We start from the raw sequence: 13,790 nt of genomic DNA, 5'->3' as shown, positions 1-13,790 counted from the left end.
TTCCTCCTTTCCTGCATATGTATTTTAGCTGACAAAGATTAAAACTTCATGAGAATCACTTATTGGGTAAATAAATATGAACGGTTGTCCCCTCATTCTCTATGCTTTCAATAGAAATCTCTCCTTGATGAGCTTGAACAATTTTTTTTGCGATCGAAAGGCCAAGACCTGTGCCTCCAGTTTCCCTGCTGCGCGCCTTATCTACTCTGAAAAAACGGTCAAAAACGAGGTTTACTTCATCTTTTGGAATGCCGATGCCTTGGTCTCTCACTGCAATATGGACTTTTTCATTTTGAAGTACTGCAGAACATGTGATTTCCCTCGAACTGTACTTCATTGCATTATCGAACAAAATAAACAGGAGCTGTTTCATCTTAAGCTCATCAGCCGCAATAAACAGTTCTTTTTCATCAAAAAGAAAGTCAATATGTCTTTTATATACCTGTTCAATTGTCCGTCCTGACTGAAAACAAAGGGAAACCAAGTCAATTTTTTCTAAGTTCAGCCTCATGTGAGATTCATTTTCTGCCAATTGCAGAAGCTGAGCCGTCATTTCTTTCATTCGCACCGCTTCTGAATAAATGGCATCTACTGACTCCTCCATAACCTCCGGCTTTTTTGTTCCCCAGCGTTTTAAAAGTTTCGCATAGCTTTCGATAATGGTTAATGGCGTTTTCAGTTCGTGCGATGCATCGGAAATGAATTGCTGCTGTTTTTCAAAGTTTTTCTGAAGCAGATCAATCATATTATTGAATGCATTTGCCATCTGATGAAGTTCATCCTTAGAATTCCCGATCCTTTCAATTTTTTTAAATGTTTCTTTTTTCTCGATTTCTTCCATCGTGCCGATTAAAGAGTGTATTGGCTTCAGAATCATCCTGCTCAGCATTCTTCCTGCAAAAAAAGAAGGAATCAGTACGAATAGAGACGCTATGGCTAAAACGATTTTCAATACATCCATATTTTCATTCAGTTTCTCCAGGTTTTCCGTTACTTCAAGCTGTACGACTTGACCATCCTTCCAGATAATCGGAATGACAGTCTTTGCAAAAGAAACACCTTCAGCATGAATGACCTCGCTTTTTTCAGAAGAAAAAAATTGCGGAATTAAAATATCTGGGTAGTCTGAGTTTTTAAACACAGCTGCAATTGCTTTCGAATCATCGTTAATGATTCTGATCATTCCATTTGAAGGCAAGTAGGCTCTTAAAAGATCGGAAGAATTAACAGGCTGGTTTTCATCAGGCTTGATTGCACCGGCTATGGTTTCAGCTTGCAGCTTTAATCGATCGAGCTCACTGTTTTGAGTAATCGTTAAAAACAAAAAATAGATGGCACCATTAATCGCAAGTACAATGATCAGCATCCAAACCGTTGAAAACAGCTGAATTTTATGGTTTATTTTCATGAAGAAGGCTCCTTGATGGAGTACCCGACTCCTCTGATTGTTTGAATCAGGGGATGCTCAAAATCACTGTCTATTTTTTTCCGCAAATATCGAATATAAACGTCGACAACGTTTGTGTCGCCAAAATAGTCAAATCCCCATACATGAGTCAAAATCTGCTCTCTGTTCAATACTTGATTTTTATGACTCATTAAAAAGACCAGCAAATCAAATTCCCGCGGAGTCAAATCAATTTCGCAAGCTCCCCGTCTGACATCTCTTGTTTTTTCATTTACAGATAAATCAGAGGCTTTCCACACGCCTTCCTCAGCAGATGTCTGAGATGGTTTATTTTGTCTTAGACAAACTCGGATTCTGGCCAGCAATTCTTCAATTTGAAAGGGTTTCGTTATGTAATCGTTCGCTCCCTGATCGAGCCCGCTCACTTTATCAGGGATAGAATCTCTTGCTGTTAAGAGAATGACCGGTGTTTCCTGATCATTTGACCTTAGTCTTCTAAGCACTTCAATGCCTGTTAATTCTGGCAGCATGACATCAAGCAAGATCAGGTTCCAGGTTGATGTGCGAATTTGTTCAAGTGCCTCTAAGCCATTATGAACCGCATGAACCGAGTACCCTTCGAATTCAAGCTCAAGCTTGAGAACTCTGGCAATTTTCACTTCATCTTCTACAATCAGAATTTTCTCTTTTTCCATAAAGGCCTCCCTGACTCGGTTTTTTACTAGCAGTATAGCATATAAAAAGGAAAAACTTTCCCTTCCTATTGGCATTGAATAAAAATCTGGGTTACGATAGAAAAGCGGCACCGCCTGTTTAGCTCTCAGAGTCTGGCGGCGGGCCTGGACATTGAAGACGGAGTTTTAAATCTTTTAGTGTAAGAAAAGAAAAGCTGCCCGGGGGTGTTTGGTATAGAAACGATCATCATTTTGATTGCAGTTTGTTTATTGATGGCTTTATATTTGCTAAGAAGGATGAATCCTAAACAAGGTAACGTACGTGCCATGCTGACGGTCGCTCACAGAGGCGCCTCAGGCTATGCACCGGAAAATACGATTGCCTCATTTGATAAAGCAATAGAACTGAAGGCTGATTTTATTGAAATTGACCTGCAATTGAGCAAAGATGGCCAATTAGTGGTTATTCATGATGAATCAGTTGAAAGAACGACAAATGGAAAAGGCAACATACGAGACCTTACCTATCAGGAGCTCAGAAATCTGGATGCAGGCAGCTGGTTTCACGAATCCTTTTCAGGCGAAAAGATTCCGGCTTTTGATGAAGTGCTTGATCGTTATATCGAAAAATGCGGATTGCTCATAGAGCTGAAAAGCCCAGCGCTATATCCCGGCATCGAGCAGAAAGTGGCAGATGTTTTAGCAAGCAGAGGGCTTATTGCCAATCAGCAATCGAACGTGATCGTCCAATCATTCGATACGAATTCTATGAAACTTTTTCGCCAGATCTCACCTGCCATGCCAATAGGTGTCCTAGTAAAATTTACGCCAAGAGGAATATCAAATGCGCAGCTAAAAGATTTTAAATCCTATGCAGACTATGTAAATCCCAATAAAAGACTGGTTACCAAAAAACTGATATCTCGAATACACGAACAAAACATGAAAATTATCCCCTATACGATCCGCGACCGAAAAACTGCGCAAGCCTTTATGCGATTAGAATTAGATGGGATAACAACGGATTATCCGGACTATATAAAAAGCTAGAATCACAGTGATTCTAGCTTTTTTACCATTCTATTATTATTTAACCGATACTTCGACTTGTTAAGAATGCCAAATAATGAATGGGTTTCCATCTAATTTTCTTAACATTTCCATTTTTCAATAACAAATAGGTTTGTGATTTCTTCATGTATAATGGATTTTTGATACATATTCCATTCTGAGAAGGAGTCGTCCAAATTATGCATTTCGTAATTCGTTGGGTCAGCATTTTAATCGGCTGCATTGCAGTGGCCTTAGGCGTTCATTTGCTATCATCCTCAGAACTTGTGATTGGCGGAACAGCCGGCCTTGGCATTGTATCACAGCATCTGACAAACTATTCATTTGGAACATTGTTCTTTATTATTAATCTGCCTTTTTATGCACTTGCTGTTGCACAGCTCGGCATTCCCTTTGCACTTCGGACGTTTATCAGCGTAAGCATCTTGTCCATCACCTCAGAATTTCTGCAGCAAGTTTTTATTGTCCATTTCCCTCATCCGATTATTGCTGCCATACTTGGCGGAATTTCCATTGGAATCGGGTTAATTTTTCTCTTTAGAAACGGATCTTCACTGGGAGGCATGAATATTCTCTGTTTATTCTTAGAGAAAAAATTTGGATTCAATCCCGGCATAACCATGCTCATCACAGATTTAATGATCGTCGGTTCCGCTCTTCTTGTGTTCGGAATGATGCAAGTTGTCTATTCAGCAGTGGCGATCTTTGTCATGACCGCCATTCTTGGCAGATATCATAAAAAAGCTCCGCTCGAGCGGGAAAGTCAGGCAGCAGATTCAGAGGAAGACCAAATTTCTGCTACGGCTTAAAACTGCACCATTAAGAGGATTAAACAGGATATGTTTAGTCCTTTTTTCATTAAAAGCCACTTCTATAGACATTTTGGATTTAATTGACTCATTCAATCTTAAAATCGATCGAAGCTTTTACTGCTCCATTCACAATAATTGATAGTGTATGTGTTCCTTTATAATGTTTCCTTGTTGTTAAATCTTTAAATGAATGACTGCGAGTTATTAAGGTTTTATCCCCTTTTTTCATGTCAATCCCTTTTAGCATAAACACTTTTCTGTTTCGCTGACCTCTGGCTTTCACATAGTCAATTCCATATTCCACTCGAACTTTAAGTGATTTTTCTGATGCCATCATAAATGAAAACTGAATACTGTCTCCAATAAAAATAGGATCTCGCTCAATGTTCAGCTGCTCTATTTTTATAGCGGTGTCATCAATGTATCCGAACAATAAGAGCGCTTGTTTATTTCCTTTTTTCAATAACGATCGACAAGCATGCCTGATTATCCAATCTGTATTTTTGTTTTTTCCATACCATTCTTTTGCAATGTTTAAAACGATGTCCGGATTTATGTAGGAGATATCATTTAAATGATTCGCTACACTTTTGCGTACATACAAAGAACCATCCTCTTTTAGATTGGCAAGGATTGGCAAGGTTTGTTCTGGATTTTGTTTCAATAAAGGCACTGCTAAACCCCAAGGAAGTCTTGGTCTGCTGCCTTCACTTGCTAATCTTCTGACATGTTCATCTGGATCAATGGACCATTTGAGCATTTGATCTAGCAACTTTTTCCCATCTTTCAATAGAAAAGGCCGGACTGCAAATTCGGATGTAGAAAACGTTGTGAAATACTTCAGGGCACACATTGATTCGTCCCACTTTTCTAATCCATACTGCTCGACATAATCTGGAAATATGATACCTCCGAGTCCGGTGAATTGTGGTGCAGCCCCTGCTAAAATTTTAAGAGCTTCCCCGTATTCTTGAGGCAATTGTTCATGTAAGCAAACAGTCATTTTTCTCATCCGCTGTTTTAAGGCTAAACTCTTCCAGTCATCTTGAAAAATTCGCGTTCGAAATTCATCTTTATCAAATAAATCATATTCTCTTTTAATTGCTGAGCTTAATTTCTCAATAAAAGTTTCATTAAATATTTGCCTTAGTTCTTCTGCCATTGTTACACCCTCAATTCCGGAAAATCTTGTGTAATAGTAAGTAATTCTTCTTCTGATAGTTATCAGTAAACTCAGATGCTGTTTTTTCTCTTATATAGCCTAATAGTATACGAACAAACATTCGATTGCAATCATGTTGTTGCTCTTATATTAATTGGCGTTTGCGCTCATTTTAAAGCTATACAATGGAAGATGCTTATATTATTGTTCAAAAGGGTATAAACATATAAACCTGACTCACTTAATATCTACCGCTAAGGTTTCTTTCCATGAAAGAAACCTTGGCGGGAGGTGATTATATGAGAAAGGTCTTTGGAATAAATAGTTTGATTGAGTACCTTCATTCAGTAAATTATCCAATTACTGAAGAAAAAATCAATGAATTAATACAAAGTAAAGGCATACCTCATCTCAGACCTATCAACAATATGATTGCGTTTAATTTAGATCATATTGACTGGTGGATTCAAGAACAGCGAAAAAATACTTAGCTATTAAGGCCCTGCGATTATGCGGGGCTTTAATCATTTATGCCTTATTATTTCATTAAAAAAGAAGAGTCCAGATCATAAGCGATCTGGACTCATTTTCTTGGACTCTAACATTTTATTTATAAATCAAATACTCTTTCCGAACCTTCTTAAATTCATCCTGTTCATCCTGATACTCGTTCATAATATCAGCAACAGTTGCTCCTTCTAAAATCATTGTTCTGACCCAGTCGTTCCCAATCAATAAACTGAAGTTGTTCGCAGCTAAAAACTGGAAGTCATCCGGATACATGTCATGGATCGTTTTAATAATGTGTAAGCCAGTTGGAACAGCTTCAAATTCTTCGCGGTCTGTCACATAAATCTCGACTCCATGACTTAGTTTTCCAGCATGTTTCGAGAAGGTTGGCGTAAAGGAAGCTGCTCTGAATTTTACACCCGGCAGGCTGAGTGAGTTCAGTTTTTCAGCAAGGTCTGTACTGTTGATGTACGGTGCTCCAATCAGTTCAAACGGTTTAGTTGTTCCTCTTCCTTCTGAGACATTCGTCCCTTCGATTAAACCAGTTGCCGGATAGACAAATGTTGTTGAAACCGTTGGCATGTTTGGTGATGCAAGCACAAATGGCAGGCCTGTTTCATCAAAATTCATTGAGCGTTTCCAGCCATTCATTTTTACAACCGTCAGATCTGCTCCGATTTCAAACTCTTTATTGAAGAATGAAGCAAGCTCACCTACTGTCATGCCGTGCTTTAACGGAATTGGATACAAACCTACAAAGGATGAAAATTCAGGTTCAAGAACGGGTCCATCTACTGAAAGTCCACCCTGCGGATTTGGACGGTCAAGCACGATAAACGGAATATTATTTTCTTTTGCTGCTTCCATTGCATATGCCATTGTATAAATGTACGTGTAATATCGGGTTCCGACGTCTTGGATGTCGAATACAAGGACGTCTACATTTGCAAGCATTTCAGGTGTTGGTTTTTTCGTTTTTCCATATAAGCTGTAAACAGGCAATCCTGTTTTTTCATCGATATAAAATTCGACGCTGGAGCCAGCTTGTGCGTCGCCGCGAACGCCATGTTCAGGACCGTATAATGCCGTTAATTCGATTTCCGGGTCATCATTCAGCAGGTCAACAATGCTGTTTAAACCTGAGTCAATGCCGGTTGGATTCGTAATTAACCCTACCTTCTTTCCTTTTAAAAGCTCTTTTTGATCTTTTAAAAGAACCTCAACTCCGGGTGTCACCTTATTCTTTTTCTTTTCTTTATGCGCAGCGACATCTTTTTCTGCAGGAATTGCGCTGAATGCTACCATCAGAATCGTAATTAGCAATAGAATTCGTTTCAAGATAACTCCTCCCCTTATTTTGTTATTTAAGCTGCTTGCCAGAACGGATATCTAACCCATGGCCAAACTTATAAAGAATTTGATCTGGATTTATAACAGATGGAATATCCACCGGCAATTTCCCATTTGGTTTTGATTCTCCAAAGATGGTTCTAATTCCAGCCGGGATATTTGGCTGTCTATACGCTCCATTCGAATAACCTTTAAATCCGTATACCGCAAGCACAGCATCTGCTTCTTCAAAATTCGCCGCATCATAAGGGTTGCGCAAGCTCATCAGGACAAACTCTTTATCCTTATTATGAGCATCTTTCATCACGGCTCTTGGAAAGGCAGTTGCCCATTTGCTTGAATCTTGAACACTATCATCGATGACGCCATCATTTACAGCTGGATCATTTTTTACGACGTAAGATCCCGTGATGACATAATCGGCTTCGTCAATCATGGCAGCCACTTCTTCGTTAAATGATTTTCCTGAAAAAGCATACCCTGTTACAGAGATTTTTTTATTCTTGCCACTTAATTCATGAATGCTTCTTGTCATGGCTTCTACTTGATCCGCAAAAGGAGCCAGCACAAGTACTTTGTCATTTTTCTTCGGTTTAAAAGGCAATGTATTGTTCTCATTTTTCAAAAGAGTCACGGCATCTTCGGCCATTTTCTTTTCTTTTTTCAGATGATCTTTATTTCCGACAACGTTTAAAGCATTTTCAACTTTTTCTTCAATTGGCGTGTTGTCAGGAGTCAAGATTCCGCGTTTCACTTTGAGTTCAAGAATTCTTTCAACTGAAGCATTTACTTGTTCGATTGGAAGATCACCTGTTTCGATTGCTTCCTTAACAGCATTAAATACGGAACTTAAATTCCCTTCCATTTGCAGAGAGTTGACTTGTGCAGGCATTAAAGCGATATCAACGCCCGATTTTAAAGCTAAGACAACAGCTTCTTCTTGTCCAAAATTGTCAGCGATCGCTTTCATGTTGAGCGCATCTGTTACAATTACACCGTCAAATCCCATTTCTTCGCGAAGCAGACCCGTTAATACTTTTTTAGAAAGTGTAGCTGGAACCATAATTTCCTGTCCATCTTTTTTGCTGATATAAGTTGTATCATCAAATGCTGGAAACTGAACGTGGGCAGTCATCATCATATCAACACCAGCATCAATTGCCTTTTGAAAAGGAACAAGCTCAACCGAACGCAATCTTTCCTTGTCATGTGACACTAGAGGGAGACCGTAATGACTGTCAACAGCAGTATCGCCATGTCCCGGGAAATGCTTTGTTGTTGCAGCCATATTTTGGCTTTGCAACCCTTTAATCGTTTGAATGCCAAGCTTTGAGACAAGCTCAGGGTTTGAACTGAATGAACGGACACCAATAACAGGATTCCCTGGGTTGTTATTCACATCTACAGCTGGGCCAAAGTTTACATTGATGCCTAGAGAAGATAGTTCTTTTCCAATAATTTCTCCTGTTTGATAGGCATATTTTTCATTTCTTGCTGCACCAAGTGCCATATTGCCGGGTAGGTTTGTTCCTGTTTGCAGGCGTGTGACAATTCCGCCTTCCTGATCAATCGTTATAAAAAGCGGAAGATCCGGGCTCGCCTTCTGCAGGCCGTCCGTCAAACGGGCTGTTTGCTCCGTTCCAACGACATTTTCAGCAAAGAGAATGACGCCTCCCAAATGATATTTTTCAATGATGCTTCCGACTTCTTCATTCATGACCGTAAAACCGGTTGCTTTGCTTTCCCCCTGTTTTTGCCAGTTTCGAAAATCCGGCATAAGCATTTGACCCACTTTTTCTTCCACCGTCATGTTTTCTACAATCGCTTTCACATCAGTTGTTTCAGCTGAAGCTTTAGCAGGTTTCATGCCTGCAAAAGCGGAAACGGCCAGTACAGCAGCTAAGCCGGCAGATACCCATTTCTTTTTATTCATTTTCCCATCCCCCTTTAATTAATTGACTGTGTTCGTATTGATTGGTGCTTTGCGTATAGTAATTGCACACTCACAAAAGTCTCGGTCGGGCTCTTTTCCTCAAATTTCACAGATACAGACTATTTTGGACCCCGTAAAAACTGTAAAAAATCCAAAACCCGATTTTTTACTGACTAGCTATAGCAACAATGTTTACGAAAAGAGCCGATTAATTTGATTCTAATGCTTCATACACAGCGCTCACTACACTGCCATAGCTTCCTGTTTTGAAAAGGTCGCCGAAAAACTGATTTGAATTGGCAGCAGGATTGACGAGCGGCGAATGCTTTTTATTTGTAAGCAGAACAATGCCAAGGTCAATTTCAGGATCAATAATCGTAACGGTTCCAGTCCATCCAGTATGACCATATGCACTGTCGCTTGCATATGCACTGAACATCCATTCCATGCTGGCATCTCCATTTCGTCTCCAGCCAAGGCCGTAAGTCGGATTCATATCAGATGGTGCAACGAACTCATTGATTGTTTCCTGATCAAACAAAGAATGTTTTCCGTATCCTCCGCCATTCAGCATCACTTGAAGAAGGACAGCGAGATCACTTGTTGTTGAGAAAAGACCGGCATGACCTGAAACGCCTCCCATTGAATAGTAGGCTTTTTCATCGTGCACTTCCCCTTGAAGCGTGTACGTTCGAATGTTTGGAAAATCAATTACGCCATCACGTGTATTGCCAAGTAACTCAGTGGCGGCAGCATCCTTCGGCTTAAACCCTTTTTGAAGCGGATTGAACTTCGTATTTTTCAAATTTAGCGGCTTGTACAATTCATTTTCAACATATGTGTCCAGCTTCTGTCCTGTGATTTTTTCAACAATGGCGCCGAGCAGCATATAGTCGACATCACTGTAGACATTTTGAGTTCCAGGTTCATAAGTGAGCGGAGTTTTATTAATGAATGCAATCGTTTTCTCGCGCTCCTGTGAATAAAGCTCCTTTGACACCTTAGGATTATGGTATTGCGGATCCGGTTTAAACCCGGCAGTGTGATGAAGAACATCGATTATCCGCATTGTATCTTTTCCTTTGATGACATCTGCTTCTGTATCTTTGAATTCAGGAATGTACTGCTGAACTTTCGCATGTATATCAAGCTTGCCTTCACTGGCTAATTTCTGTAAGGCAAAATTTGCTGCATACATCTTCGTGTTAGAAGCAAGGTCAAACAAGGTGTCATTTTCCATCTTCAGAAACTTCTTAAGCGGTGTATGCCCAACAAATTTCTGTTTATAGCCATAGCTCTCATTTTTAACGATTTTCCCATCTTTTATGACAATCAGGGCAGCTCCAGGGAATCCGGCAGCTACTTCTTTTTCAATCAGCTGATCTACCTTTTCAAGCTTTTCAGATGAAAAACCGACTTCTTCAGGCTTTTTTGCTTTTGTTAACATCGGATACTGGGTCACTGCTGGTTTATGATCAGCAGGATTTGCATTCGTTTGAGCAAAAGATGCGGAAGGTGCAAGTAATGAGAATGCCAGAACGGAACTTAATGCACAGCTTGTCCATTTTTTCATCATGATTCCCCTTTAAAATCGTATTTTGGTAAACTATGAAACGATCAGCTTGATCTTTTGCCCAGGGTGCGCCAGATCAAGAAGCGGAAGATCTTTTTCTGCAACCTGACCTATGACATTAACCCTGCTGTCTGCATCCAGATCCCGTCTGCAAATTTGTATTTCACCGCGATAACGTCCGTAGCCATCATTGTCCATCGTAATCATTCCTTTTTTTCGTGCAATGGTGTTATCCGCTTCAATCCCAGAAGAAGTCCTTGTATCAACAAGTCGATGGACATCCCTTGATAAATCTGGGCGCAATTGATAAATGCCGCTTAAAAGCTTAGTAGATTCAGCATTAATTACAAGAATATTCTGATTTTCATAAGCAGAAAGCTTCTCCAGCAATTCATTGTCTGTACCTGGATCCCCTATGAATACCTCCTTCACATGCTGCAGCATCTCAATTCCTGCTGTATAAGAATCTATGTATCTATGTTTTTCAAGCGTCGGAAGTCCGTCATAAAGCGGACCGCGCTTTGTTCCCATTCCCGGAATAAAGGCAGCAATCGGGATACCGTATTTCTTAAACAGCTGATTTTGCTTATGAAAGAATTCTTCGTCTAAACCTGTTTCGCGCCGAGGATAAAAGTTGTGCCAGGCAATGAGCCTTTCAGGAGAGAAGCCGTTTCCAAGAATCGTTTGCAGCTCTTTTTCAGTAAGCGTGCTTGCGTTTAGTGATAAAGAAAAGACGCCAGCTAATGCATGAATAGTTTCATAGTCAAATCCATCATCAAGCCGGATTCCTTTTATCCCAAATGATGATAAATCTTCAAATCTGTTTATTCCAAGATGGTTCAATGTATTTAATGACACATCTGCATGAATTTCAATATCATGGCGATTTGCCAGTTTTAATAGCCCAGACATCCTTTGGACGAGATCGCCTTTTTCTTCAGGGATGTGAAGCGAGGTAAAAGCTCGCTTCACTCCTAAATTGGCTGCATGAAGAATTTGTTTTTCAGCACCCTGATCCTGCAAATAAAATGAAATGCCGATCATTTGAACTCAGCTGCCATTTCATCTTTAAATCCGAATAGGTAAGTGAAAATAAATCCAGCTGCGTAAGAGATGAATAGTCCAGCAAGGAAAAGAATAATTTGGTTCGTATGAACTAAGAATGTGAGAGGAAGGCCTGATACTCCGACTGCGATTGTTGCGATATCAAAATGGGCCTGGAATGCTCCCCCTACGCCTGCGCCTAAACATGCAGTTAAAAACGGACGCCCAAGCGGCAGCGTAACACCAAAGATTAAAGGTTCGCCGATTCCAAGCATTCCTGAAGGAAGTCCCCCGCCAATTGCCCGTTTTAAGCTTTTCTTTTTTGTTTTAAAATAGATTGCAAATGCTGCACCGACTTGACCTGCACCGCCCATTGCAAGAATTGGAAGCAATGGATCGTCTCCAATGGAGTTAATCAATTCAAGATGAACAGGTGTTAACCCTTGATGCAGTCCTGTTACAACAAGCGGAAGGAATGTTGCGCCAAGCACAAATCCAGCTACGACACCGCCAACGTCAAGCACACTCAGCAAGCCTTTCGTGATTGTGTCTGAAAGAAAACCGCCTACAGGCATAAAAACAATGTAAGTTACGATACCGGTAATAAGTAAAGCAATAGTAGGCGTGACAATGATATCAAGTGATTGCGGAACAAATTTTCTAACTTGTTTTTCAACTAAAGCGATAAAGATAGCTGCAAACAGAACCCCGATTAATCCGCCGCGTCCCGGGAGAAGATTCTCACCAAACAAGGCAATATCGCCGACTGCAGGATTAATGACCAAGATTCCGGCAAGTGCGCCAAGTGCTGGCGATCCTCCAAATTCTTTCGCCGCATTCGTACCGACTAAAATACCGAGGTAAGCAAACAGTCCAGATCCGATAACGGTTAAAATAATAGCTAATTGTGAATCTGCTGCAAGCCATCCTGCCTGTACGATCGCTTTTGTAATACCTGTAATTAATCCTGAAGCTACAAGAGCCGGAATCAGAGGAATAAAGATGCTTGCGATTCTTCTTAAAAATAGTTTAAAAGGTTTCGCATTCTTTTTATCAATTTCAGATTTATTCTTAGAAGCCGTGTCTTTTAAATCAAAATCGTCTGCTGCTGCAAGCAGCTTATCAAATTCCGCAGAAACTTTATTCACTGCACCTGGTCCGAGGATGATTTGAATCGTTTCTTCTTCTACTACACCCAGAACCCCTTCTGTCTTTTTAATTGCTTCCATATTTACCTTTGAACGATCCTGCGGCGTGACACGCAGTCTGGTCATGCAATGTCCTGATGTCGCAACGTTAGCTGCTCCTCCCAGATGCTCCAATAATTGTTCCGCAATGATTAAGTTTCGATTGCTCCCCTTTGCCATCTTAAAGCCCCCTTTGTAAGTGCCTATTTATATTTTTCTGTCATTGATTTAATGGCCGATCTTGTATTATCAATATATTGAACGGTCTCATCGTACCGTTCAGTTGCCATTCCTAAAAATAAAATGTCAATCATATAAAGCTGTGCAAGACGGGAAGACGTAGCTGCACTTCGGAACGGCGCTTCATTAGAAAAAGAGGTATGAAGCGATACATCGCATAACGATGACACTGTCGTTTGTCCGAAATGAGTAAGCCCGATTGTCTTAACTCCGCGTTCTTTTGCAAGCTTCAGCACATTGATGATCTCTTGTGTTTCACCCGAAAATGAAATGGCGAATAGGACGTCATCTTTATCCGCATTAGCAATCAGAGTGGCAACTAAATGCATATCTGTGAAAGCCGTTGCCCCTTTATTAATCCGAATCAGTTTTTGCTGTGCGTCAGCAGCAACAATGTTCGAAGCGCCAACTCCGCAAAAATGAACGTTCTTTGCGTTCAGCAGCATGCTGATTGCCGTTTTGAGATTATCATGATCTATAATTTCCGCCGTGTCACGGATGATTTGAATCGTATTGCTCGTTGTTTTTTCAACAACTCTGTACAAGGATTCTGAAGGTTCAATATCACGGTATCCCTGCTCAACAGACTTCATCAAGTCACCGGCAATTCTCATTTTCAAGTCCTGAAATCCCTTTAATCCAAGTGACTTGCACAGTCTGATCACGGCGGCCCCGCTCGTCTGGGCTGATGTGCTTAATTCACTGACAGTACTGTCTACGACCTCATGCGGATGCTGCAAAATATAATCTGCAAGCTTTTGTTCTGACTGGGGAAGTTTGTTCAGCATCGTTTGAATTATGGATAATCCGCCTGTTGCCATTGTTC

12 protein-coding genes are annotated in these 13,790 nt (G+C 40.4%); 3 read left to right on the top strand and 9 right to left on the bottom strand.

What is annotated here, in order from left to right:
* Positions 1-55: 55 nt before the first annotated feature.
* Together CYJ36_RS02350 and CYJ36_RS02345 are read right to left on the bottom strand one after the other, a co-directional pair.
* Complete coding sequence (locus CYJ36_RS02350) at positions 56-1,408, bottom strand: sensor histidine kinase (protein WP_101564407.1); 1,353 nt, start codon at positions 1,406-1,408, stop codon at positions 56-58.
* The gene (locus CYJ36_RS02345; RefSeq protein WP_101564405.1) at positions 1,405-2,103 is read right to left on the bottom strand and encodes a response regulator transcription factor; all 699 of its coding nucleotides are present in this window, start codon (positions 2,101-2,103) and stop codon (positions 1,405-1,407) included. Before CYJ36_RS02345 ends, CYJ36_RS02350 begins: the two co-directional genes overlap by 4 nt.
* 204 nt (positions 2,104-2,307) lie before the next feature.
* Here CYJ36_RS02345 and CYJ36_RS02340 point away from each other — a divergent pair, with 204 nt between their 5' ends.
* Entirely contained in the window at positions 2,308-3,132 is an 825-nt protein-coding gene (locus CYJ36_RS02340) for a glycerophosphodiester phosphodiesterase (RefSeq protein ID WP_101564403.1), read from the top strand.
* A gap of 200 nt (positions 3,133-3,332) precedes the next feature.
* Positions 3,333-3,962 (top strand): YitT family protein, encoded by a 630-nt coding sequence (locus CYJ36_RS02335; protein ID WP_101564402.1) that lies wholly within the window; start codon positions 3,333-3,335, stop codon positions 3,960-3,962.
* A gap of 88 nt (positions 3,963-4,050) precedes the next feature.
* Here the strand turns inward: CYJ36_RS02335 and CYJ36_RS02330 are convergent, their stop codons facing one another.
* The gene (locus CYJ36_RS02330) at positions 4,051-5,127 is read right to left on the bottom strand and encodes a DNA alkylation repair protein (RefSeq protein ID WP_101564400.1); all 1,077 of its coding nucleotides are present in this window, start codon (positions 5,125-5,127) and stop codon (positions 4,051-4,053) included.
* A 299-nt stretch (positions 5,128-5,426) separates the two neighbouring features.
* Between CYJ36_RS02330 and CYJ36_RS02325 the strand changes: the two genes are divergently transcribed.
* Positions 5,427-5,618 carry a hypothetical protein gene (locus CYJ36_RS02325; RefSeq protein ID WP_101564398.1) on the top strand — a complete coding sequence of 64 codons (192 nt, stop codon included), beginning with the start codon at positions 5,427-5,429 and terminating at the stop codon, positions 5,616-5,618.
* A gap of 115 nt (positions 5,619-5,733) precedes the next feature.
* Here CYJ36_RS02325 and CYJ36_RS02320 read toward each other — a convergent pair whose 3' ends face one another.
* The 6 genes from CYJ36_RS02320 to CYJ36_RS02295 form a co-directional block, all read right to left on the bottom strand.
* Positions 5,734-6,978, bottom strand: coding sequence for an exo-beta-N-acetylmuramidase NamZ family protein (locus CYJ36_RS02320; protein WP_374702776.1), 1,245 nt, complete (start codon positions 6,976-6,978; stop codon positions 5,734-5,736).
* 19 nt (positions 6,979-6,997) lie between these two features.
* Positions 6,998-8,920 (bottom strand): glycoside hydrolase family 3 protein, encoded by a 1,923-nt coding sequence (locus tag CYJ36_RS02315; RefSeq protein WP_101564396.1) that lies wholly within the window; start codon positions 8,918-8,920, stop codon positions 6,998-7,000.
* Positions 8,921-9,128: 208 nt separating this feature from the next.
* Entirely contained in the window at positions 9,129-10,493 is a 1,365-nt protein-coding gene (pbp4b, locus tag CYJ36_RS02310; RefSeq protein ID WP_101564394.1) for a penicillin binding protein PBP4B, read from the bottom strand.
* Positions 10,494-10,526: 33 nt separating this feature from the next.
* Complete coding sequence (locus CYJ36_RS02305; RefSeq protein ID WP_101564391.1) at positions 10,527-11,537, bottom strand: MupG family TIM beta-alpha barrel fold protein; 1,011 nt, start codon at positions 11,535-11,537, stop codon at positions 10,527-10,529.
* Positions 11,534-12,904: a PTS transporter subunit EIIC gene (locus CYJ36_RS02300; protein WP_101564389.1), complete on the bottom strand. Its 1,371-nt coding sequence runs from the start codon at positions 12,902-12,904 to the stop codon at positions 11,534-11,536. Before CYJ36_RS02300 ends, CYJ36_RS02305 begins: the two co-directional genes overlap by 4 nt.
* A 23-nt stretch (positions 12,905-12,927) precedes the next feature.
* Complete coding sequence (locus tag CYJ36_RS02295; RefSeq protein ID WP_101564386.1) at positions 12,928-13,785, bottom strand: MurR/RpiR family transcriptional regulator; 858 nt, start codon at positions 13,783-13,785, stop codon at positions 12,928-12,930.
* Between the last annotated feature and the right edge of the window lie 5 nt (positions 13,786-13,790).

Origin of the sequence: Bacillus sp. UMB0893 (assembly GCF_002858905.1) — a bacterium.
GTDB lineage: Bacteria > Bacillota > Bacilli > Bacillales > Bacillaceae > Bacillus_P.
This window is presented reverse-complemented; position numbering and strand designations above follow the sequence as displayed.